This window comes from Peribacillus muralis, assembly GCF_001439925.1.
In the GTDB taxonomy this organism is placed as follows: Bacteria; Bacillota; Bacilli; order Bacillales; family DSM-1321; genus Peribacillus; species Peribacillus muralis.
In genome coordinates, this window is the sequence record NZ_LMBV01000029.1 from 1,234 (window position 1) to 23,983 (window position 22,750).

Genomic DNA, 22,750 nt, shown 5'->3' on the forward strand with positions numbered 1-22,750 from the left:
TTCAAGACAATGATACGCTCTTCCGTCATTTCTTCAATCGCATATTTTGGGCCTTCTTTTCCATTACCACTTTTCTTCACGCCACCATAAGGCATATGGTCGACCCGGTATGCTGAAGCATCATTTACTATCAGTCCGCCCACTTCTATTTCACGCGCTGCTTTCATCGCTACTTGCAAATCGTTCGTGAAAAGTCCAGCTTGCAACCCGTAATCAGAGTCGTTAACTTTAGCGATCACTTCGTCTATTTCTTCATATGTGGCGATTGATACAACTGGGCCAAACACTTCTTGTCGGCAAACTTTCATGTCATCATTTACATTCGTTAAAATTGTAGGCCAATAGAAGGCACCTTCACGTTTGCCACCAACCTCAATCCGTGCACCTTGTTCCACTGCTTCTTTCACCCATGCCTCTACTCTCTCCGCTTCAGTAAGGCGAATCATTGGCCCAATATCTGTTTTTTCATCCATTGGGTTACCTACCACGAACTCTTCCGTTTTTTCTATTAACTTAGCAACAAAAGATTCATAGATATCTTTATGAACATAAATGCGTTGGACGGATATACAAACTTGTCCTGCATTGCTAAAGCTTTTTTGTGAAACTAAAGTTGCAGCTTTTTCTACATCTGAATCTTTATGAACGATGGTCGCTGAATTGTTTCCTAATTCAAGAGACACTTTTCGTAAGCCAGCTTTTGAACGAATTAATTCTCCCACTCGTGGACTTCCTGTAAATGTGAACATGTTAACATCTTGATTTTCCAGTAACCATCCACCGATTTGCGCACCATCTCCAGTCAGCACTTGGAGGCGTCCTTTAGGTAGCCCAGCTTCTTCCAATAAGCTTGCCAGTTTAATCGCACAGATTGGAGTTACTTCAGCTGGTTTTAAGACCACACTATTACCAGCCGCAAGTGCCGGTCCGATTTTATGGCAGACCAGATTTATCGGAGCATTAAATGGAGTGATAGCGGCAATGACACCTACTGGCACACGGACGGTAAAGGCCATCCGATTTTCGGAACCTTGAGCTGACTCAACAGGCACACCTTCTCCATGAATCCGCTTTGCTTCTTCTGCAGATATTTGTAAAGTTTGAGCAGAGCGGTCTACTTCTACGCGTGATTCACGAATGGATTTTCCAACTTCTATCGCTAAAATTCGGGCAAATTCTTCGCGACGCCCTAATAACAACTGAGCGGCTTTCATTAATACCTCATATCGATCATATGATGAGAAATTTTGCTTTAGAGCAGTTTTTGCACTCTTTACGGCTGAATCCACATGTTGTTTTGTTGCTATTGAAATTTCTGCTGCTGGTTTTTGTGTATATTTGTTTAATACGTTCATCGTTTCTGATGTTGTTTCCCAGAGACCCGCCACATATAAACCAAATTGCTCAACTTGTGTTGCATTCGTCATTCTCTCCACTCCCTTAGTCATATTAAAATTTATCTAAGAAGATCAATATCGTAATGATATTTATCACTGCGATATTTCGTTATCGTAAATTCAAGTGGTTTATCATCAAATCCAAAGCTTAGTCTTGTCATTTCAAGCAAAGCTTCTCCACCACGAATCCCAAGTAAATCCGCTTCATAAATAGTGGCGTTGATCGCGCAAATCTTTTCTTTTGCACGTTTTAAGAAAATTTCATTTTCCTCTAGGATGTCATAAAATTTCGCATTATTTAAATCATGCTTTTTAATGATTTCTCCAATATGGAGCGGCCAACATGAGCGTTCGATCGCAATCGGGACATCATCAGCGAAACGGACCCTTTCAATTACGCAAACTTCTGCCCCGTCTGCTAATTGAAGCATGGATGTTTCGTAAAAGAGGTCTTTTTTAAAATCGGCACGCAGTAATTTTGAATTAGGTGTTAAACCTCTCTTCGTTACTTCTTCCGCTAATCCCTTTAGCCTTCCTAAACTTCCACCGATAAGGGGCTGGGGCTTTACGATTGTCCCTCTTCCTTGTTTCTTCTCCAGTAAGCCGTCTTGGACGAGAATGGAAATGGCCTGCCTTAATGTAGTGCGACTTACATCAAATTCTTGCATCAACTCTTGTTCCGTTGGAATTAAAGCGTTTGCCTTCCATACTTTTTCCTGAATCCGCTTAACTAAAATGTCTTTCACCTGTAAATAAAGTGCCATATTTTTATTGGCATCTATCATATTTTTCACGTTGTCCAACTCCTTCAAGCCAGTCTTTAAGATAAAGTATATATCATGTCCTAGCTTTTGCTGTAAGGGAGAGATACTATTTCTTAAACATATACTTCGGTTTGTAATTGAAGCATTCGTCCCAATTCGATTAGGTGTTCGGTTACATCTCCGTAAACTAAAGCGAAGTGGGGTTCGTATCCTGCATGCATAAGTTTGTAAAGTGTATCCGTTACATCTGTTTTCAATTCAACTTCCACGGAAGTCCCTGAAAAAGGCTGCTCTACATCCAATGCATTTCCTTTCATGACTAAAAGGCGATAGCCTTCAGGTGTATGACTTACTCTAAAGATCGTCACGACTCCTGCTTTCAAACCAAAATCCATTGCAAATCCTATTTTCCGATTCGGATGTACACCGACTGTTGCTCCTGTAGAAGGATTGGCAAGAGAGTACGCTCCGGCACCGCAATGCCAAAATACGACCGAATTTTTTGCTTCATCCACATGGACCATGTCTCCCAAATATGGTGCATTTCCATCAGCTAATTCACGTAAAATAAACATGGAAACTGACCCGTGAATATCGGATTCACAAGATGTCACCATTCCGTCTTCCGTGAACTGAGATAAAGTCGAGCATGGCGCCGCTCCCAACTCGTTAAAAAAGTCAGGCCAACAACGCATCGCTAATGCGTCCAACTCTTCTTGCTGAATATGTTTTTTTATGTACGTTGAAAACTGAGCGAATTTCGTTACGGTTTCATCCTTTCGGTTCAACCCTATGACCTGTCTCTCTGCACGATCTATTTCACCAATCCATTCTTGCTCTGGAAGTTCCACGCACCGAGCAAACGCCTCTTGTAAATCAATCTTATGAAGTGTAACCCCAAGTGCTGTTTGCAGTTCTCCTTCATTTGCCTGTGAAAAGAAGAAACCTGGTGGATAATCCCCTACAACGCCTATTTTCAGTTCACTTAATGCCTTGAACACACGCATCACATTAAATTGCCTTAGTAAACGCTTTCTTAAATCTTCTTCATCCGGATTTCCGAAAACAAAAGCAAAAGGATGCTGATGATTACGCAGTACATTGCTTGTACTATTCCCACCCGTTAACGAGTTCAGGCGAAGACGACCTCCCACACTAGGTTCACGGACTGACCAAACAATGACAGGCTGCTTGAAATACTCCAATATCTTGACCATGAACTCTCCATCTGCAAACGTAACACTCTGATATAAAATCGAATCGATTTTCACATCTTTTATCGAATCCAGAAAATCTTGAAGTTCCTCAACGGATGTCACAGTTTGATCTGGTGCTACAAGATGGCTGCAACTTTCTTCTAACCACTTCATACTTTGTTTACGATATGTTTCAGCGGCTTCTATATCAAACGTTTTTCTACCAATAGGTACATATAATACGACCGTGTTAAGCATGTACGAACCCCCTCTTATCTGTTACAAACGATTCATTATAACCATTATAAAATACATACCTATCTTTATCAATGAAAATATACATATAAAAATGGAAAGAGTAAAGCTGTACGAACCTTTCAGGTAAAGAGGTGTAAAAGTAGCATTAAAAACACCCCGTCAATGTATGGTCGGTGGCTCCAGTTCAAGTTTTTCTACAGCTTGATATATATTTCATACTGGAAGTTCTACATGCTGGCAAAACTAAAGGCTCTCGGGATTTAGAAACCTCGAGAGCCTAATATATTTATTAGGATTTTTTGCTGTGGATAGCATATTTCTTTCCCCATTCACCCATACTTTCTAGTATAGGCATGAAACCCTTCCCTGCCTCAGCTAGCGAATATTCTACTTTTGGGGGTACTTCTGGATATACTTTTCTTATGACCATTTGGTCTTTCTCCAATTCCCTTAACTGACTTGTCAATATTCCTTTTGAAATTCCGGGTACCAATCTTTGAAGCTCACCAAATCGTCTTGTCTCTTTCAAATGCCATAATATTATAATTTTCCATTTACCTGAAATCACATTTTGCGTTTCCGTTACGGGGCATACCTCTATTTGTTCCTTTGGAATTTCCCCCTGAAATGAAGTCCGAGCCATGTCTAATCCTTCCCTTCCCTATTGGTCTTGTTTTTGTGACTATGTTATAAAAAAATCACTACTTACAAAATTACGTCCAATGTAATAATATATGACTGTACTTTAACACACAATAGTTTTGGGAGGACTTAAGATGAAAATTGGAATTATCGGTGCAAGTGGTAAAGTTGGAAACCTAATATTGAGAGAAGCGAAAGATAGAGGATTCGACGTAACGGCAATCGTGAGAAATGCTTCAAGAATTACCGAACCAAACGTTAACGTTATTGAAAAAGATATTTTTGCGCTAACAGGATCAGATCTTACAGCCTTTGATGTAGTGGTCAATACGTACAAAGCACCAGAAGGCGAGGAGCATTTATATGTAGATGCTGGAAGGATAATGATCAAAGCACTTCAAGATGCCCCAAATACAAAATTGATCGTCGTTGGCGGCGCCGGAAGTCTCTTTGTTGATGAAGAAAAAACAAAAAGACTTATGGATACACCCGATTTCCCGGACTTTGTATATCCGACTGCATCCAATGCAGCGAAGCAGCTTGAGGAATTGCAAGAAGCAAATTCCATTACGTGGACATATATCAGCCCTGCAGGTTTCTTTGATCCGGAAGGAAAAAAAACCGGTTCCTATCAGTCAGGGAAAGACCATGTCATTTTGAATGGTAAAGGGCAAAGCTACATTAGCTATGCTGACTATGCCATCGCCGTAGTTGATGAAATCGAAAAACCACAGCATGTGAATGAACGCTTCACTCTTGTTGGTGAAGCAGAATAAATGAAAGAGCCTTGATGTTACAGGTCGAGGCTACTTTATAAACTTTGGAAAGCGGGTATTGATTATGGCAAAAATCCTTTATATTACAGCACATCCACTTGATGATTCACATTCTTTTAGTATGGCGGCGGGAAGCTCTTTTATTGAAGCCTATAAACAGAGTAACCCTAGCGATGAAGTGGTTCATATCGACTTATACAAGGAGCATATTCCTGCACTTGATGCCGATATATTCAGTGGTTGGGGGAAACTTCAAACAGGAAAAGGATTTGAAGAGCTTTCAGATCAGGAAAAAGAAAAAGTAAACCGTCTCGGAGAGCTGAGTGAACAATTTGTCTCCGCTGATAAATATGTATTTGTTACGCCTATGTGGAATTTTTCCTTCCCTCCTGTCATGAAGGCATATCTTGATTCAGTTGCAGTAGCCGGAAAGACATTCAAATATACGGCAAGTGGCCCCGTCGGTTTATTAACGGATAAAAAAGCACTGCATATTCAAGCGCGTGGCGGCATTTATTCTGAAGGACCGGCAGCTGATCTAGAAATGGGACACCGTTATATTAAAAACCTACTTGTGGGATTCTTTGGTGTTCCTTCTTTGGAAGGGATATTTATCGAAGGGCACAATCAATATCCTGACCGGGCACAGGAAATTAAAGAAAAAGGGATTCAGGAAGCAAAACAGTTAGCAACTACCTTTTAAAGCGCATGGTCTTGTGAATAAGAGGTATCTAATGGATAGCAGGCGGCACGATACATCCGTATAGCGTCCGCAAAATATTACAGTTTAGAGTTCATTCTTTAAACTGTAATATTTTTTTGCTTAAATCATCAAAAAAGGCTGCCGCAGCAGCCTCTTTCATTGACTCATTGAACCATCAAACCTTTTGTGTTTTTTCATGTAATTCCACGATTTCTATCGCTAAATCTTTTGTTGTCATGGAGGTCATCAGGTGATCTTGAGCATGAATCAGCAGCATGGGTATATCGAAATGCTCACCATTCACTTCTGCTTGGATCAAGGCGGTTTGGATTTTATGTGCCGCGACAAACTCTTGCTCCGCTTCTCTTAACTTTTCTTGAGCATCGCTGGATTTACCTTGCTTTTGCAAGGAGATTGCTTCCATTGCACAACTGCGGGCATTCCCGCTATGAAGAATCAATTGAAAGGATAGTTCGGATAAATCCTCTTTCGTTTTCGCCATTTTAGCACCCTCTTATCTTTTGAAAGTAGTTTATTTAGCTATTAATTCGATGGCGGTTTTCAACACTTCCTTGCCATTGCATGATCCATAGTGCATCGGATTTATCGTATCTACCGGTACACCCTTTTCATCTCCTATTTTCCTTATATCATTGAGTAGATAACGAACCTGTGGTCCTAACAAAACCACATCCACATCGTTAATATGATTTCTTACTTCGGTAGTGGCTACTGCCTGGATTTTCGCATTCACGCCTTCTTCCAATGCGGCTTTCTCCATTTTATTGACCAATAGACTTGTAGACATTCCTGCAGAACAGCATAATAGTATATTCATTCCATTTTCCTCCTCATAATTACTTTGTTTTATTTGTTTCCTGCAAACTTTGATCCTGCTTAGTTAATCAGTCTAAATGAGCTCCATGGCTTAATATAATCCAGTAAAAACCGTTCTTCCTCCACAATTTGTGCAACGAGGTTCTTCCGTTCATCCAAGGGCATGTCCCGTAAAATTACTTGAAGCTCTCCTTTATATTTTCCAAAGGAATCATTGCCGATGAAAACGGCCCCTTCTTGCTGTGGAACACTTTTTCGAATCGCAAAATTTTCATTTCCGTATTTTTTCCGGACTTCAACAGATCGGACCATATACTCACTAATATCCCCACGGCGAATATGTATTTCATCCAAGGCGACTTGATGCTCGATGGGAGATGCATCCGAATGGAGCTCCACTTTGAACTCGATCATGTTCCGCTGTAAAGCTCCCAGCATTTTCAATTCCGCTTCACTGGCATAAGCGTTTCCAATGATCACATCATCAATTAAGTCTGTGGCCCATAAATGCTTGGCTTGTACATCAATGGAAAGTTCACGATGCTGTTCCAATGTGCACAATCCATCGTTGATGTTCCAAGGCCCTATGTCGCCCGTTTGTGAAGTAACAAATGCCGCTGTCCGGATGCCATGTTCTTTAAATCGCTTGCTGCAGGAGATGAAGAATTCATAAGGCAGTCCAGTGAATTTTTGCGGATAAAAATTATGACACCCAATCAACTGATTCTTATTGGCTTGATGCGACAAGATATTAGCTAAATAATCGACATCATTGCTCATATTCAATTCAATTTTCAATCCATAAGGGTTATACGTCATTTTAGCTTCCTTCAAACCATCAAAACCCAAATCCAGTCGAACGCCATCCGCTCCCATTTCCGCGAAAAATCCTAAATCATCATAACTTATATTAAAGTTGTCAAAAACAGCCGGCGCAACATCAAGGATGACTTCCATATCCAGCGTTTTCGCATAAGAAATGATATCTTTATATTCTTCCATGACGACTTCATAAGGTTTTGAAACCGATAATAAGCACGTGAATATCCGTTCAAACCCATAATGATGCGCCAGTTTTATATATTGCTTGTCGAGATCCGGTGTAGAATGTTCCGGATAAATCGATATTCCCAATCTCCTCATAGCTTCATTCACTCCTTATTTTCTTTCCATTGAACCCGCCTTGCCTGTACCCTCATTAAATAGTCACGGTAGCGGGAAGATACCATTACAGAACAAACAATGGTTGGTATGATGACAATCAAATAATAAGTTGACCCTAATGCGCTAAATAAAATGATGGAAATGCTAATAATTAAAATGGTAAAGCCGACAGATTTCCAAGGTGTTATCCATTCAGCTAGCTTCGTTCGCGAAAAAAGGATTTGGGCACCGACAAAGGCTAGCACTGCGCCTATAATTTCAAGCATATTTAATGCCTGCCTTTTTTTCTTCCGGTCCATCTTCGATTTTATTTTCATCACGCAGGTGCTGCTTTTCGAACATCTTGAAAAACGGAAAATAAATCATTAATGAAATGGAGAAATTCAATATAACGAGAACTCCTGCCATGATTGTCCAATCCGTGCTGATTACAGCGGCAATCGGGCCGAAGACCGTAAACGGAAGCTTGGCCATGATCATAGGTATCAATCCTAATTGAAAGAACGTGTATGAAACGACGACATTCACTAAAGGAGCAACAATGAACGGAACCATCAATATCGGATTCATGACGATAGGTGCTCCAAAGATGACAGGTTCATTAATATTAAAAATCCCTGGTACAAAGGACAGTTTACCCAGCTCTTTTAAATACTTCGATTTTGAAAATAAGAACAGTACTACAAGCGATAAAGTCGATCCTGCGCCACCAATCCAAACGAACCATTGAATGAATTGCTCGGTAAATAAATTTGGCAAATTCGCCGCATTACCCGTTCTTGCAAATGCATCCATATTCTCGAGTATCGCCGAATCCCACATCGGCCGTATGATCGGACCCAATATGGCCGGTCCGTGAATACCAAGCGACCAAAAGAAAACGATGAGGAAGACTGTAAGCAGACCGCCTATTAAACTATTACCGACCAAAAGATCCTTGAGAGGAGACACCAAAGTCGTGATGATTGAATTAATATCAAAACCTAAACCGTAACGAATGCCCCAGAAAAGAAGGACCACCACCAATGTTGGAATCAGGGCTGCAAAAGAGTTGGACACCATTGGCGGGACACTTTCCGGTAATTTGATTTTAATGTCCCGTTTTATAAGAAAATGAAAAATTTCAACGGATATCAATGAGGTAACGATCGCTCCGAACAAAGAAGCAGCACTTAAAGCGCTAATAGGTAACCAGCGCCCCGCCTCAATCACACCTGGAACTGTTTCCATGACTTGGGTAGGCACCACACATGTAATCAGAAAAGCTAAGACTGATAGAAAGCCTGCACTGAGCTGATCTAATTTATAATGACCAGCAAGAGCCGAACCCACCCCGAAAGCAGCATAGAGAGCCATCGCCCCAACTGTAAATCGGAAAGGTACATCCAATGCAGCTCGGTAAGGAGCAATCCATTCGTCATACCCATCAATTGGGAAATTCAATAAAATAACAAAAAATGAACCGATAATCGTTAAAGGAAGTGTAGCAAGGACACCATGCCGGATTGCTAGCAAATGTCTTTGTGAACCTATTTTGTTTGCGACTGGAAGCACTTTCATTTCGAGTAAACCCATAAAATTATTCAATAACTATTCCCCCTTTTGGTTAAAAGTCTGAAAAAACTTAAAATTACAATAAGTAAACATTATAACGTTACATTGATTATGTCAACATTAATAATTGGATTAGCTCATTATATTTTCGAAATAAAGAAGACCCTAATGAAAAAGGAACATGATGCATAGGTCGAGGTTTTCAAATGGGACATGAAGCATAACGCCTAATTGATATAGCGATAATCGTTGCACCCATGCCTATTTTATCGGTCGGCTGGCTGCTTGAGTACATGGGAATATTGAAAAATCCAATGCCGAATTCCGTAATACATAAATAAAAAAGGAAGCACGCCTTCCCAGGTTATGTGCTTCCTTCATTTCAATATTCATATATCAGGTTGTTTCAAGTAAGCACGTTGGCGTGGATCAAAAAGGCATCCATTATTCTTTCGAGTCCCACTGAGGATTCCAGACTACCTCCCAAAGGTGGCCGTCAGGGTCTTTAAAGTGTCCAGAATATCCTCCCCAAAATGTATCGTGTGCCGGATCGGTTATGACGGCTCCCGCTTTATTCGCCTGCTCCAACACACTATTCACTTCTTCCTTGCTTCCTACATTATGGCCAATGGTAAATTCCGAGGAACTTGCCTGTGATAAAGGAACCTTAGCCTCATGCGCTATATCGCTTCGTTTCCAAATGGCAAGCTTTAGACCTGCTTGCAAGTCGAAAAAGGCAACGGCGCCATGCTCAAATTCCTTTCCTATAATCCCTTCAGTTTGAAATCCCAATCCATCACGATAAAACGCAAGCGATTTTTCCAGATCATCCACACCTATCGTTAGTACAGTAATACGCGGTTTCAACATATGTTCCCCCTTTATGATTCTTCCCATGGTAACCACCACAATCACACTTATTTATTTTTAGTCAAATTCCTTTAGTGAAAGGAATAGATTCAAACAACTCTTCTCCCCACATGTCTAATCTGTAATAAGACAGAAAGGAACTTTGATTACAAATTATATCATTTATCCTTCCCTTTAAACGTTTTAAAGGAGCTATGGTCCGCTTCGTCCTGGTTATGTTCCTTTACTGACCCATCTTCTATGTTAAGCAGCACTCCCTTTTTTAATCAACATTCAGTATTTATGTATAACATTCTGGTGATGATCTTCAAATTCTTTTGTTTTGATCTCCCTTAAAGTACCTAGCTATTTCTACAGCTTTCATTAATCCCGATAGGAAAAAATCTCCCTCTAAGAATTTAGAGAGAGATCGCCTGCCACTGCATGTATATCTTAAGCATTTGTATTATAGTTTTGGAGTATCATCTCGTTCAAATGAAAGCCATTTAATTCGGCTCTACATGGACATGAACATCGTAAACTCCATGATCCTTCGTCATTACTTTTTCTACATGTGTCGCAATATCGTGAGCTTCTTTAATATCCAACGTGGAATTAACAAGAATCACAACATCGATGACTTCATTATTCCCATAATTTCTTCCTTTAATTTCTTTTATGCCCTTAACGCCTTCCACGTTTGTGATGACATCTTTATAAAGATAAATTTTATCTTCATCAAATCCATCAGAAAGTTCATGAGAAGCTTGTATAAATATCTCCCATGCCGTTTTGCATATTAGTAGTCCTACAATGATTGCGGTCAACGGATCCAGCCAAGGCATGTTTAGTTGGGAGCCGAAGATTCCTATGGCGGTTCCGATACTTACCCAAGCATCCGAAATATTATCTTTCGAAGCGGCCATAACGGCTTTGCTGTTAATTTTGAGAGCCAATTTTTTATTATATCGGTATACAAAATACATGGCGATGGCTGATAAAATACCCACATACCCTGCCAGTATGTCAGGTGATTCCTTGCCGCCTTTTAGCATGGACGAAATGGCATCGATTAACACCTGTATACCAACGGCAAACATGATGAATGAAGCAACCATGCTGGCAATCGTTTCACTTTTCCAATGACCATATGCATGATCTTTATCGGGGGGCCTTTGTGCTAGCCTTAATCCAATCAGTACGGCAATGGATGCGATGATATCAGTCGTATTGTTCAATCCATCTGCCTTTAGAGCAGCTGAGTCACTTATGTATCCAATGACCAGTTTTATAATAGATAGACAAATATAAGCAATTATACTTATGATTGCACCGCGTTCGCCTAATTTGAGGTCATTATATTTTTGTTCTTCCATTCAACTTCCCCCCACAATTAAGTACTCAATTATCATACCAACTTAAAATTGGGTGGGTCTATAGCAACCTTTTTGTACCGTTTTATATAAGTAAGTACTAGGTAACTATGTTGCACGAAGCAAACTGTCTGAAAAGAAAAAATATATTTTTTCGTCTGACCAATTGTATTATAAAAGTGCGACATCTAAAAATATGACTGTTTTCGCATAATTTGCTATTCACCAAGTAATACCGGTGTGGTTAATTTCATTTTTAAAACAACAATCTTTACGAAAAGAGCCAACAATAAACAAAGAAAACCCATGAATCCTTCGTGTAATATGAAGGCAAACAACCCTTACACGGAGGTATTTAGAGCTGTACACTTCTGCCCAAATTTGAAAGTGGAACACTAGAAGCCCTAAAAAAGATTAGCTGGTCTACTAGAAAAATGACTAAAGAACTATATCGGCGCCATTCTATTTCCTTTATGACGAAGGACGGTTATATGTACCGCTTAGCCGACCTAGATAGAGCCATCGATAAATGGTTTTGAAAGAGTTCAGGAGACCACACCCAATGATAATGAAAACTCATGCATTTGGACATGGGAACTAGATACAGGTGCCTCAAGTCGATGTAAAAGCTATGGGTGCCTGGCTACCTTCACTTAACGGAAAACACGGAAGTATCTTGCTGTAAAGAGGGAGAATTTTTCTGATGAATTTTCACACTGCAAATCTTTTTACAGCAAAAAAAGGGTCGCTGATGCAACCCTATCACTTTATCCCTACGTATAAATAATCTTATAAGTCGGTTTGATCACACCGTTTGGATACTGTTTCAAATCAACTAAATCCAGTTTAAGCATTGACTTTACGCTGCCGAAAAGAGGGATGCCTTCTCCGATGATGATGGGATTCACTTTCAGTATCAATTGATCGATGAGTTTATGTTTAATTAAACTTCCTGCAAGTTCGCCTCCGCCGCATAGCCATAGCTTTCCTTCTTCTTGCTGCTTGAGGTTTTTAATGAAAGCCACGGCATCTCCCTTGATAAGCTCCACTTCCTCGTTCGATTCGAACTGAAGGGAGCTTGAAAAGATGTAATGCTTCAGACCCTTGTATCCAGGTTCACCCGGTTTTGCGCCGAAATGAAATCCGAACTCATATGTTTTTCGCCCCATCAACACCGCACTATATTGCTGAATTTCCGTTAAAAAATCCGGGACATGCTCTCCTTCGAAAAGAAAAAACGATTTATTTATTTCCCCATCCACTATGCCTTGGTCCGCAATGAAATGGTCCAGCGATACTGCTACATGATAGATCAATTCTGCCACTTTAGCTCTCCCTCCGTACCTGTTTATCAATTGAATTTAAAATCGAAATGCAAACTCATTCATCAATCGTCTCACTATGAATACTGAGATCAAGTAGCCATTTTTATAACCCTGTTTATCTGAACTTCATTCCGTTCGATGTCCAAGCGGATACTAAGGCATTCATTTATCCTAAGAAATTCCGGGATCATATCTCTCATCGTTTTCATGATTTCATGACCATTACGATCACTGCCCCATTCCTTTAACAGATTTAATTTCTTTCCATCCAATTTACTTCTTTTTCCCTCAATTTTTGTCCACGCTCCATAGGGACCGTCTATATGCTCCCCCATTTCCATATACCAGCCTAACACGATGAGCCAGCGAAATTTATCGAGATTAGCTCGTGCATATAATCTTTCTTCCCTCATAACAGCCCGATATGTTTCATGGATAAAAGCAAGCAGCTTCCCCCTCCAAAGCTCCACTTCCTCCACGGAAGGCTGGTAAACATAGTCCGCCGATGCCTTAACAATTTGTTTCATGATGGTAAAGGGATCATAAAGGATTTCAATTTCTTTCATCCAGATGGAAGGTACCACTTCCTCAGGAGAGTGATACCAGCTATCGACTTTTACGAAAGTATCATAATGAGTGACGATATATGGTGTAGAAGAATGGTGATCTTCATGAAAAGCAGCATTTCCCCAACGATTGGCTCGTTCCAATTTCCCATTTATATATTTCGCTTTTTGCTCTTTTGTGACAACTGTATGCAAATCTATATCTGAGTATTCATCAAAGTTTCCTTTCGCTAAAGACCCTGCAAGGTATATGGCCAATACATCACCGTCGTCCGATAAATCTCTTACAGCGTTATGCAACAGAATATCGCGATGCTTCGGCAAAAAAGAATCTCTTTTCAAATGTTCACTAAAGAATCCCACACATAAAACCATCTCCTTTTATTAACAAACCGTCAAAGTAATATATTCGTCCAAAAGTAAATAAACCCCTTCTTCCTCTTGAATAAAGGTCTTTACTTGGCTTGAATTTCAACGTCCTCCACTATCTCTATCCTTGCTAATCCCGTTATGGTATTATTTTGAATAGTAAGATAACTAAAGGGGGATTCATTCATGTTTTTTGCAAATACACCCGAACCGCCATATTACGCTTGTATTTTCACATCCAAAAGAATTGAAGGAGATGCAGCAGCCTATGATTTAACCGCTGAACTCATGGATGAGCTTGCCGCTCAGCAAGAAGGTTATTTAGGAATCGAGAGCGTAAGGGATCAAAATGGTTTAGGAATTACCGTATCTTATTGGAAATCCTTGAATTCAATAAAGCATTGGAAGGAACATGCTCTTCACAAAAAAGCACAAGAAAAGGGCATGAAAGATTGGTACTCATCATACTACACGCGTATTTGCAAAGTTGAAAGAGAGTACCACAATAAGTAAGCAAACTTAACCGCTTTTCGTGGTCTTGAAGAAATCAAGAAACGGAGTAAATTATTTTCAATTTTTTTATGAAGCATTACATCAAAAAATCATTAATTTTAGTGAGATTGTCGTTACGGTATCCTTACGTGAAGCACTCCAAGGCTTCACTTGCTAAAGCTAAATTCCGCCCGGGATGTTTTCAAAAACCTACCGATTACATTCCGGTTTATATTTCATTGTAATTCCCTCTAATTCGTGTACCCTCTTTGCGTATGGACAGATACAAGTTAATTTCCTCTAAAACTACATTGTTTGTGGCAAGCCTCAGTTTAGACTTTCAACCTCTTTCAAAAGATGCTTACTCGTCTTGATCTATTTTTATTAATCAGCTGTTATTCCACAGACTAAATAGAACTTAAGTGGCGTTATCTTCCTAAGGTGAAAGGGAGGAATAGGCCTTTTTTACCTATCCTTAATAAGTTAACAAGAAGATAAGCAAACTATATGATATTGCAGTTTGAACCATCTTTCCCTACATACATAATTCGTTATTCGGTGACGAGATGACTTAAGGAATAACAATATAGCGGCTCGTGTAATAGTTCATTATACTGGAAGGAGGTGCATGTTTTTATGAGAATGAAAAAAGCATTTATTGGTTTATCACTATTATTCATGATTGTTCCTGGCATTGCCAATTCGGCAAACTCCATACCTCACAATGCAAAAAATGGTCGAGACACAATCTTGGCAGATTGGAAATTCACAAGACAGCATGTCAAAAGTGGTTCAATCGATGAAGGAAACTTAATGATTGAGGATGCAAGCAAGCACGGAAACGATTTAGAGATGGTAACGATCGGGGATACTGCCTCCCCTGAAATAAAAAAATTGATTCAATGGTCTGAAGATGATATTCATGATCGTGAAGATGTGGACAGCCTGGAATTCACTAATCGCGAAAATGGCCCTTCAGGAAGATACTTCAAAACAAAGAAAGGCGCACCGATCAATTCAGAGAAATTCGAAAATGGGTTTACCGTTGAAGCGATTATCAAGTTACCAAGTAAAACCAACAATGGTTTAGGGCTATTCTCCAGACAAGGAAAAGCGGCCGACCTCCATAAAATGGACGGCGACACAAAAATCCTTTCTGCACTAACTGTATCAAGTGATCAAAAAATACATTGGACGAGCCATCCTTCCAATCTAAATTATAATGTAAGCAATTGGTCCAGATCGTTAAATGCTGATGAATGGTACCATTTGGCAGTCGTTAATGATGGCAGCGCGACCACCTTAACTTTGAATAACATCAGTGATTACGGAGAATCGGAAAAAGTTATCGGCATTGCAGCAGCGACAGGAAAGGGCTGGAACATCGGTGCATCGGAGTGGGGCAATAAACTGGATAAACTATTTGCAGGGAATATCGAGGAAATCCGGATAGCCAACAAGGCATTGCTAAAAAAAGACTGGCTTGTGCAGAATTCCCGTGACGATAAACCGTTTGAAGGTACTAATAAAGCACTTCCCTTTTTGACGAATAAAAAAAATTATAATTTCGTTTTCATTCCCGATACACAGAAATATTCAAGCCAGAATCCAGAAATCTTCAATAGCCAAATGAGTTGGATTGCCAATAACGCGGAAAAGAAACATATCATTATGAATACATTCGTTGGCGACATTGTCGATAGTGATACAGAAAAGCAATGGCAAAATTCTCTTGCAGCCATTTCCAAATTGGATAAAAAGCATATCCCATATATGATGGCGGCAGGAAATCATGACTATGCTACCGGGAACCCTTTCCTGACACACTATGGTCCGCAACGTTTCCAGAATAAAGAATACTATAAGGGCTCATCTCGATCCGGGTATAGCTCTTATGCGATCGCTAAGGCAGGAAGCTATCAATATCTGGTCTTGATCGTCGATATGAAAAACCTGCATAAAGACTTACAATGGGCGAAAAATGTACTTGAAGGGCATCGAGATAAGCCTACGATCCTCGTCTCACATGATATCATTTTCCCTAATGTGCAAAAAGATAAGACCATCGCCGCCGAATCGGCTAATGGCCGGCTCATTTGGAATGAACTTGTGAAAGACCATAATCAAGTATTCATGACGGTCAATGGACATTATTTTGGCATTGCCCATCAGGTAAAGCAAAACACAGCCGGAAATGATGTCATCCAAATGCTTGTCAATTATCAATCAAATTATCGGGGCGGGAATGGCTGGCTAAGACTTGTCGAATTCAATGAAAAGAAAAAACAATTGTTTTTCCGTACCTATTCCCCCTATGTGGATGACATGACAAAAAAGGAAAGAACCTATATCGATTATAAGTTTTTAACCGGGGAAAATAATTCATTTATATTGAATTGGGATTTCAAACGGCGATTTACCTTTAAACAAAGCCACCCGGCAGACGCTAAACATTAAAGAATAAATGGAAGGAAAGCACTTTCGTTTGGACCTGTTACCTTGTTCCAACAAGGTCCCTCCGTTCTCCATGAATCGTTTTCGGTTATATGATAATTTCCTATGTATTTCTTTATTGTTAATCGTTCTTCAAGAAGAAATTTTACGCTTTGGCACTCTCGGCTTCTTCAGAAAAAAAAGGAGGGGACGTTCACAGAAAAATAAACGGACTGGAACATCCCCCTTACCCTGTCACAAGATTAATGTGCAGCTTGTTTGATTTAATTCTTTAAATAAAGCAAATGAATCTAAATCTTCCAAAAATCAGTTAAGGTTAGTCCATTATAAACATAATCCCACATCGAATCATCATTTGGGCTTTAGCTAGGCACTTGTACTGTACAAGTCCCGTCTATTCCCCAATCTAGTTCCTTAACACTTGGTTAACCGGCTACTGGATCTAGGAAAAGGATGTTACATTTTCCCGGTGTCATGCTTGCTAAGACAGAGCGTAATTCAGCTGCTTGCGGAATGCTTACTGCCCCCCACCTTACAAATTGAACGGATTGGCTGTTTGCGAGTATATTAAAGAACTTTCTTATTCGGGAATGAAGTATTTCTTTGTAGGAGGGGTATAGTTGGATCCAATCTTGGTCTTTAATTATGGGGAAATGCTGAACCGAAATTATGTTATACATGTTGTCCTGGATAAAATGCGCCTTTTGCAACTTCGTCGTGCCCTCGCCAGTATAGACGGTTCTGGTGTAATATAGACGATCCAGCCAAAACGATTCTTCAACTCTTCTGCCATTATCACGGCCGCTTCCAGGTCATTAAATGTACTGGTAATTAAGCGAAATCGAGCTTCTTTTGGTCCGCTGTTTTTATTAATTTTGTTGTACTTCTGTACAGTACTTAGTAATGCTTGACAGCCCTTTTATGTTCATGACAAAAAAAAGAAGCCTCATTCATGCATGTTCCAGAATATAGACAAACTTTTTGAATTACGACTAGAGTATGTCTAAATTTTTTATGCATGAACGAGGTCTCCAGGCACCCGCGCCAATCAATTTAGTTTTATCCCTTTAGATATCATTCAGCGAGGCTTTTCGTATAATTCCAGAGGCAAATCATCCGGATCACAAAAAAAAGTAAACCTTTTTCCGGTTATTTCATCAACCCGGATAGGTTCGACGAAAATATTATCGATACCTAACTCTTCAATCGCTTGATCAATATCCTCCACTTCAAAAGCCAAATGCCTCAGCCCCAGTGCTTCAGGATAACTTAGTCTTAAGGGACTTTCCGGAAAGGAGAATAATTCCAGCTGATATTCCCCGCCAACCAGCAAATCCAATTTATACGACTTCCTCTCTGCCCGATAAGTTTCCTTCTTAATTTCGCACCCAAGAATGTTCACATAAAAGTTTTTTGACTTTTCATAATTCGAACAAATAATTGCTACATGATGGATTTTATTTACCTTCATTTGCTTCCTCCAGTAAAATTTCGTTTTAAGAACTTGCTTACAAAAGAGTATACTATCATATCCTAGTATCTTCTTCCTTTTTTATAAAGCCCGTTTCTAAAATGAACGATATCATGTAGGCAAAGTATATGATGATTTCCACAAAAAGAGGAAATAATAGAACTTTGAACGACACTTTCGTCCTAGCTTCTCTTTAAATAAGATGCCAACTATACGAAGCCCTAGTATATATATTGGTGTGCAATAATTAGGCAGCCCAATCTGCTTGTCCATCTTTGTCCATCTAGGACACAAACCTTCTTTATACATATTTTATAATGTACCTAAAAGGGAGGATTTCGGAATGTATAACTATAACTACCCGTATCATCAAAACAATGTACCAAATTATTATGATAATTATTATGCTAATACGCCTAATTATTACACAGATAGAGTGCAACCTTCATTAGTTCCTATTGCAACGATCCAAAGTCATTTAAATGCAGGGCGCCAAGGGCATTGCTTCAGAGGTTTTTGGGGTAATGCGACACACACATTCATTTTAATGGGGTTTAACGGCACAACTGGTATGGTTCAAATTCTGGAAAGTGGGTTTCCAAATGAAATTCATCATAATGATATCGTAGGATTACAATATTTAGGTTTACAGTGCCCACCAGTACAACAGCCTGGTGGACAGCAAGGCGGACAGCAAGGCGGACAGCAAGGCGGACAGCAAGGCGGACAGCAAGGTGGACAGCAGGGTGGACAGCAGGGTGGACAGCAGGGTGGACAGCAGGGTGGACAAAATTGTATTTTTTATAATGGAAAATGGTACTGCTCCTAATAAGACAGGACATCTTTTTTCACTTATTCCGTTTCAGCTAGTAGAAAAAGAAGAGGCAGCCCTCGAGAGCCGATCTTCACCCGGAGCTCGATGGCTGCCTCGTTTTGTTACCAAAAAGGTCATAATTTCAAGAATTTGAAGCAGTTTGGTACTGTGACCCTCCATCAGCAAAAGGCATACACGATAGAAGCGCTTAAACTTTCGTGATATTCGATACATACTAGCTTGAAAGATTTACAGTAGATAAGTGTTGTTTGTATGATGTGATTTTCTTATCAAGCATTGCTTCAGTGGTTTTTAGAGTTTCAATTTGAATTTCAATGGTACGGCGATGGTTCTCTAACAGATTTAAGCGGTCGATCGATGTATGGGCTCCTTCCTTGAACAGCTGGGTATATTTTTTTATTTGTTCGATGGGCATTTGTGTTTCCCTCAGTTTTTTTACAAACTCCAACCATTTGAGGTGTGAATCGGTATATCGTCTATTTCCTTGGGCATCTCTTTCTGGTTTTATGATCTCTTCTTTTTCATAATAACGTAGAGCATGTGTACTTATTTCGAGCATTTGCCCAACTTCACTAATCGTGTAAATAAAAAACACCTCACTATGACTAATAGTTGACTTAGAGTGAACTCTAAGTAATACAATGACATCCTATCATAAAATAATGGAGGTATAAACATGAAATATACTGTTATCACAGGAGCAAGCTCTGGAATTGGATATGAAGCTGCTTTGGCATTTGCATCACGAGGGAAAAATTTAATTCTCGTTGCCAGGAGAAAACAAAATTTAGATGAATTAAAAACAAAAATAGAAGAAATGAATAAAGAATTGGATATCGTTATACATGCAACAGATTTAACGGTTGCCGAAAATGTTTACGGACTGTATGAAAGTCTAAAGGACATGCAGATTGAAACGTGGATCAACAATGCAGGTTTTGGTAATTTCGATAAAGTCGGGGAGCATAGTCTACCGAAAATCGAGAAAATGCTTCACTTGAATATTGAGGCATTAACCATATTGTCCTCTCTATACGTTCGCGACTATTCAAATGTGGAAGGCACACAGCTAATCAATATTTCATCAGGTGGTGGGTACACCCTTGTCGCAGATGCCATCACGTATTGTGCCACTAAATTTTATGTCAGCGCCTTTACAGAAGGTCTTGCACATGAGCTTAAAGGTCAAGGTGCTAAAATGCAAGCTAAGGTGTTGGCCCCTGCCGCAACTGAAACTGAATTTGCCAAACGCTCCTTTGATGTTGACGAATTCAACTATGACGTCACTGTTCCGAAATACCATACGGCACAGGAAATGGCTGAGTTTTTAATTGAACTATATGAACATGAAAAAGTCGTCGGAATTGTAAATGCAAAAAACTATGAGTTTGAACTTAAAGATCCCATATTCCCATATGCTTCTCGAACAACGAATACGAATTCTTAAAACATGAAAAAACCATCCTCCTAACCATACGCAGTGACCCTTGCGTTAATTAGGAGGATGTTCGTCTTTATGGGATACGTTCGTTACATCTCGGAATTATCAGGTAAGACACTCCGCTTACCCGATTTTTGGTATTTTTCTCGAAACTGAACCAGCCAAACGTTTCGATAAAAACGGCCATAATAAAAGATAAACATCTATTATTATGGCTCTTTTAATAAGGATTGTTGTTTTAAAAACGAAACTAATTAAGGGTGATTGGAGCGGAAATCAACCACACCGCATTACTTGGTGAGTGGCAACAAAGTATGCGAAAACAGCCATTATTTATTAGTTTAAAGACTCGGATTCGTTTTTTAAATTCTTCTCTCTGTACTCTTTCCCTGCTGATTTTTGATCCTTTATTTTAAAAGAAATGAGGAAGCTGATTAACGAAAGTACAGCGATGACAATAAATGAGATTTGCGCGCCATACATATCTGGATGTACAATCTCGGGACGCTGCTGAGCATTTTCGGTAGCTGATGTCATAACAGTAACAAGTATTGCTGTACCTACAGAAGCGGCAATCATTTTCATCGTATTATCCATTGCTGCACCATGAGCAATTAACCGTTTAGGAAGCTGGTTTAAGGCGGCCGTTGAAACGGGCATCATAACCATGGCCAATCCGAACATCCGAATACTGTACACGACCATAATAAAGGTAAAACTTGTCGAAGGACCAACATCTATAAAAGTAAAGGAGGAAGCGGTTATGATGAGTAATCCACCCATAACCAACCACCTCGCCCCAACCCTGTCAAAAATACGTCCAATGAATGGGGACATCAATCCGGTGATAAGTGCCCCAGGGAGTATAGCTAATCCAGCTTCAAACGCAGTAAATCCGCGCATGTTTTGCATGAATAGCGGGATGAGTGTTTCAGCACCAATCAGACCCATAAATGTAATGGCTCCAATTATAATGGCATACGGGAATAATGAATACGTGAACACTCGGAACTCCAGCATTGGATGCTTCAATCGCAATTGTCTTTTTATAAACCAAACAAGTGAAATCGTTCCAATGCTTAGGGATATGATCGTACTCACGTCTGCCCAGCCATAATTACCAGCAGCTGTGAATCCATACAATAATCCACCGAAACCCATGGAAGATAAAACAATGGAGATCACATCCACTTTTGGTCGTGTAACTTCTGTTACATTTTTTAAAGCGAAGAACGCAACTATGATATCAATAATTGCAACTGGAAGAATGATAAAGAATAACACCCTCCAAGAGTAGGTCTCTGTAACCCAGCCCGATAAAGCGGGCCCAATAGCAGGCGCGAAGGAAATGACCAGTCCAACCAGCCCCATAGCTGTACCCCGTTTTTGAACCGGAAAAATCATTAGGAAGACTGTTTGCATTAAAGGGAGCATAATACCGGCACCGCTCGACTGAATTATCCGTCCTAGAAGCAGTATTCCAAAACTAGGAGCCAGCCCTGCAACCAATGTACCCGTAGCAAAAATCCCCATGGCTGAAAGGAAAAGCTGCCTGGTGGTAAAGCGCTCCAGTAAAAACGCGCTCACAGGAATCATAATCCCATTAACTAGCATAAAAACGGTAGTTAGCCACTGTGCACTATTTGCTGTAATATCCATTTCCTTCATTACGGGAGGAATCGCGGTAATCATTAATGTTTGATTCAAGAGCGCAATAAATGTACCCGCAAGCAATAGGGCAACAATTGTTGAATGTTTACTGTTTGTTAAATTCAATTCTGGTCCTCCTTTACGATTGGGAATAAAACGTACTTTTGTAGATTACATGAATTCACAACGGATAACCACTTATTTGCTGTATCCTAACCTGCCTCTTATTAATCCATAAGTACCCGTTTGTTCATTAAGGTATTACTACATATTCCACTCCTTAGCTAACATAACGTAAACAATATAGTAAACATTAATCCTTTCTTGGTCGTCGCGCTAGCCTCTATTTCATTTGCCATTATTGGAGTTTTATTGTTTAACGATTTACCAAACTCAATCAGATCACTCCTAAGCTCTGCCCTTTTTTTAAACGTTTTTACAAAAGAAATAGGCTGCCGCAGCAACCTCTGTTAATTGAAGTAATGCACCCTTTAGTTTATTATCATTTATTTTAAAGATGCCCATCAATCTGAAATACCGGCCCCTTATTTCCAAATAAGGGGGGAGAACTTAGATACCGCACCAAATAAAAAAAGACCGAATTTTTCAAAACGGTCTTTGCTTACCAATGCCA

General features: G+C 39.7%; 23 protein-coding genes. 7 read left to right on the forward strand and 16 right to left on the reverse strand.

The window, feature by feature from the left end; all coding sequences use genetic code 11:
* The 4 genes from ASU00_RS21410 to ASU00_RS21425 all read right to left on the reverse strand — a co-directional run.
* Window positions 1-1,427 (reverse strand): aldehyde dehydrogenase family protein (locus tag ASU00_RS21410; protein WP_082630558.1); only part of this gene is annotated, 1,427 nt, incomplete at its 3' end.
* Window positions 1,428-1,456: 29 nt separating this feature from the next.
* A complete protein-coding gene (locus ASU00_RS21415) occupies window positions 1,457-2,182 on the reverse strand; it encodes a GntR family transcriptional regulator (protein ID WP_236712802.1) in 726 nt (241 codons plus the stop codon).
* Window positions 2,183-2,274: 92 nt separating this feature from the next.
* A complete protein-coding gene (gene sftI, locus ASU00_RS21420) occupies window positions 2,275-3,615 on the reverse strand; it encodes a sulfoquinovose isomerase (protein WP_057915494.1) in 1,341 nt (446 codons plus the stop codon).
* Between the two features lie 289 nt (window positions 3,616-3,904).
* On the reverse strand, window positions 3,905-4,258 hold the full coding sequence (locus ASU00_RS21425) for a winged helix-turn-helix transcriptional regulator (RefSeq protein ID WP_057915495.1): 354 nt from the start codon (window positions 4,256-4,258) through the stop codon (window positions 3,905-3,907).
* Window positions 4,259-4,391: 133 nt separating this feature from the next.
* Between ASU00_RS21425 and ASU00_RS21430 the strand changes: the two genes are divergently transcribed.
* The gene (locus tag ASU00_RS21430; RefSeq protein WP_057915496.1) at window positions 4,392-5,033 is read left to right on the forward strand and encodes an NAD(P)-dependent oxidoreductase; all 642 of its coding nucleotides are present in this window, start codon (window positions 4,392-4,394) and stop codon (window positions 5,031-5,033) included.
* A gap of 64 nt (window positions 5,034-5,097) precedes the next feature.
* A complete protein-coding gene (locus ASU00_RS21435; RefSeq protein WP_057915497.1) occupies window positions 5,098-5,736 on the forward strand; it encodes an FMN-dependent NADH-azoreductase in 639 nt (212 codons plus the stop codon).
* Window positions 5,737-5,911: 175 nt separating this feature from the next.
* On the opposite strand, the gene ASU00_RS21440 is transcribed toward ASU00_RS21435, so the two are convergent.
* From ASU00_RS21440 to ASU00_RS21480, 9 genes are all read right to left on the reverse strand, one after another.
* On the reverse strand, window positions 5,912-6,238 hold the full coding sequence (locus ASU00_RS21440; RefSeq protein WP_057915498.1) for a PTS lactose/cellobiose transporter subunit IIA: 327 nt from the start codon (window positions 6,236-6,238) through the stop codon (window positions 5,912-5,914).
* A gap of 30 nt (window positions 6,239-6,268) precedes the next feature.
* Window positions 6,269-6,607, reverse strand: coding sequence for a PTS sugar transporter subunit IIB (locus tag ASU00_RS21445; protein WP_269085347.1), 339 nt, complete (start codon window positions 6,605-6,607; stop codon window positions 6,269-6,271).
* 26 nt (window positions 6,608-6,633) lie between these two features.
* Window positions 6,634-7,716: a DUF871 domain-containing protein gene (locus tag ASU00_RS21450; RefSeq protein ID WP_057915500.1), complete on the reverse strand. Its 1,083-nt coding sequence runs from the start codon at window positions 7,714-7,716 to the stop codon at window positions 6,634-6,636.
* 8 nt (window positions 7,717-7,724) lie between these two features.
* On the reverse strand, window positions 7,725-8,003 hold the full coding sequence (locus tag ASU00_RS21455) for a hypothetical protein (protein WP_057915501.1): 279 nt from the start codon (window positions 8,001-8,003) through the stop codon (window positions 7,725-7,727).
* On the reverse strand, window positions 7,996-9,324 hold the full coding sequence (locus ASU00_RS21460) for a PTS sugar transporter subunit IIC (protein WP_057915502.1): 1,329 nt from the start codon (window positions 9,322-9,324) through the stop codon (window positions 7,996-7,998). The genes ASU00_RS21455 and ASU00_RS21460 overlap by 8 nt, the downstream gene beginning before the upstream one ends.
* A 411-nt stretch (window positions 9,325-9,735) precedes the next feature.
* Window positions 9,736-10,158 (reverse strand): VOC family protein, encoded by a 423-nt coding sequence (locus ASU00_RS21465; RefSeq protein ID WP_057915533.1) that lies wholly within the window; start codon window positions 10,156-10,158, stop codon window positions 9,736-9,738.
* Between the two features lie 488 nt (window positions 10,159-10,646).
* Window positions 10,647-11,516 (reverse strand): cation diffusion facilitator family transporter, encoded by an 870-nt coding sequence (locus tag ASU00_RS21470; protein ID WP_057915503.1) that lies wholly within the window; start codon window positions 11,514-11,516, stop codon window positions 10,647-10,649.
* 770 nt (window positions 11,517-12,286) lie between these two features.
* Entirely contained in the window at window positions 12,287-12,838 is a 552-nt protein-coding gene (locus tag ASU00_RS21475) for a dihydrofolate reductase family protein (protein ID WP_057915504.1), read from the reverse strand.
* 89 nt (window positions 12,839-12,927) lie between these two features.
* Window positions 12,928-13,728 carry a nucleotidyltransferase domain-containing protein gene (locus tag ASU00_RS21480; RefSeq protein WP_236712800.1) on the reverse strand — a complete coding sequence of 267 codons (801 nt, stop codon included), beginning with the start codon at window positions 13,726-13,728 and terminating at the stop codon, window positions 12,928-12,930.
* A gap of 231 nt (window positions 13,729-13,959) precedes the next feature.
* On the opposite strand from ASU00_RS21480, the gene ASU00_RS21485 reads away from it, so the two are divergent.
* The 3 genes from ASU00_RS21485 (at window position 13,960) to ASU00_RS26735 (ending at window position 17,474) form a co-directional block, all read left to right on the forward strand.
* The gene (locus tag ASU00_RS21485) at window positions 13,960-14,286 is read left to right on the forward strand and encodes an antibiotic biosynthesis monooxygenase family protein (RefSeq protein ID WP_057915506.1); all 327 of its coding nucleotides are present in this window, start codon (window positions 13,960-13,962) and stop codon (window positions 14,284-14,286) included.
* 615 nt (window positions 14,287-14,901) lie between these two features.
* Complete coding sequence (locus tag ASU00_RS21490) at window positions 14,902-16,722, forward strand: laminin G domain-containing metallophosphoesterase family protein (RefSeq protein ID WP_057915507.1); 1,821 nt, start codon at window positions 14,902-14,904, stop codon at window positions 16,720-16,722.
* Between the two features lie 617 nt (window positions 16,723-17,339).
* Window positions 17,340-17,474, forward strand: a complete 135-nt coding sequence (locus ASU00_RS26735) for a hypothetical protein (RefSeq protein WP_269085345.1) — start codon at window positions 17,340-17,342, stop codon at window positions 17,472-17,474.
* Between the two features lie 323 nt (window positions 17,475-17,797).
* Here ASU00_RS26735 and gloA2 read toward each other — a convergent pair whose 3' ends face one another.
* Window positions 17,798-18,190 (reverse strand): SMU1112c/YaeR family gloxylase I-like metalloprotein, encoded by a 393-nt coding sequence (gene gloA2, locus ASU00_RS21495; RefSeq protein WP_057915508.1) that lies wholly within the window; start codon window positions 18,188-18,190, stop codon window positions 17,798-17,800.
* A 343-nt stretch (window positions 18,191-18,533) separates the two neighbouring features.
* On the opposite strand from gloA2, the gene ASU00_RS25700 reads away from it, so the two are divergent.
* Window positions 18,534-19,019: a hypothetical protein gene (locus tag ASU00_RS25700; RefSeq protein ID WP_057915509.1), complete on the forward strand. Its 486-nt coding sequence runs from the start codon at window positions 18,534-18,536 to the stop codon at window positions 19,017-19,019.
* Between the two features lie 220 nt (window positions 19,020-19,239).
* Here ASU00_RS25700 and ASU00_RS21505 read toward each other — a convergent pair whose 3' ends face one another.
* Window positions 19,240-19,611 (reverse strand): MerR family transcriptional regulator, encoded by a 372-nt coding sequence (locus ASU00_RS21505; RefSeq protein ID WP_057915534.1) that lies wholly within the window; start codon window positions 19,609-19,611, stop codon window positions 19,240-19,242.
* Between the two features lie 90 nt (window positions 19,612-19,701).
* Here ASU00_RS21505 and ASU00_RS21510 point away from each other — a divergent pair, with 90 nt between their 5' ends.
* Complete coding sequence (locus tag ASU00_RS21510; protein ID WP_057915510.1) at window positions 19,702-20,472, forward strand: SDR family NAD(P)-dependent oxidoreductase; 771 nt, start codon at window positions 19,702-19,704, stop codon at window positions 20,470-20,472.
* Window positions 20,473-20,802: 330 nt separating this feature from the next.
* On the opposite strand, the gene ASU00_RS21515 is transcribed toward ASU00_RS21510, so the two are convergent.
* Window positions 20,803-22,242 carry a DHA2 family efflux MFS transporter permease subunit gene (locus ASU00_RS21515; RefSeq protein WP_057915511.1) on the reverse strand — a complete coding sequence of 480 codons (1,440 nt, stop codon included), beginning with the start codon at window positions 22,240-22,242 and terminating at the stop codon, window positions 20,803-20,805.
* Window positions 22,243-22,750: the final 508 nt, after the last annotated feature.

What these genes read in the sequence shown, in the direction of transcription:
- ASU00_RS21415 (WP_236712802.1), bottom strand. Translation starts at nt 2,182, where the DNA reads ATGATAGATGCCAATAAAAATATGGCACTTTATTTACAGGTGAAAGAC.
- sftI (WP_057915494.1), bottom strand. Translation starts at nt 3,615, where the DNA reads ATGCTTAACACGGTCGTATTATATGTACCTATTGGTAGAAAAACGTTT.
- ASU00_RS21425 (WP_057915495.1), bottom strand. Translation starts at nt 4,258, where the DNA reads ATGGCTCGGACTTCATTTCAGGGGGAAATTCCAAAGGAACAAATAGAG.
- ASU00_RS21430 (WP_057915496.1), top strand. Translation starts at nt 4,392, where the DNA reads ATGAAAATTGGAATTATCGGTGCAAGTGGTAAAGTTGGAAACCTAATA.
- ASU00_RS21435 (WP_057915497.1), top strand. Translation starts at nt 5,098, where the DNA reads ATGGCAAAAATCCTTTATATTACAGCACATCCACTTGATGATTCACAT.
- ASU00_RS21440 (WP_057915498.1), bottom strand. Translation starts at nt 6,238, where the DNA reads ATGGCGAAAACGAAAGAGGATTTATCCGAACTATCCTTTCAATTGATT.
- ASU00_RS21450 (WP_057915500.1), bottom strand. Translation starts at nt 7,716, where the DNA reads ATGAGGAGATTGGGAATATCGATTTATCCGGAACATTCTACACCGGAT.
- ASU00_RS21455 (WP_057915501.1), bottom strand. Translation starts at nt 8,003, where the DNA reads ATGCTTGAAATTATAGGCGCAGTGCTAGCCTTTGTCGGTGCCCAAATC.
- ASU00_RS21470 (WP_057915503.1), bottom strand. Translation starts at nt 11,516, where the DNA reads ATGGAAGAACAAAAATATAATGACCTCAAATTAGGCGAACGCGGTGCA.
- ASU00_RS21485 (WP_057915506.1), top strand. Translation starts at nt 13,960, where the DNA reads ATGTTTTTTGCAAATACACCCGAACCGCCATATTACGCTTGTATTTTC.
- ASU00_RS21490 (WP_057915507.1), top strand. Translation starts at nt 14,902, where the DNA reads ATGAGAATGAAAAAAGCATTTATTGGTTTATCACTATTATTCATGATT.
- gloA2 (WP_057915508.1), bottom strand. Translation starts at nt 18,190, where the DNA reads ATGAAGGTAAATAAAATCCATCATGTAGCAATTATTTGTTCGAATTAT.
- ASU00_RS25700 (WP_057915509.1), top strand. Translation starts at nt 18,534, where the DNA reads ATGTATAACTATAACTACCCGTATCATCAAAACAATGTACCAAATTAT.
- ASU00_RS21510 (WP_057915510.1), top strand. Translation starts at nt 19,702, where the DNA reads ATGAAATATACTGTTATCACAGGAGCAAGCTCTGGAATTGGATATGAA.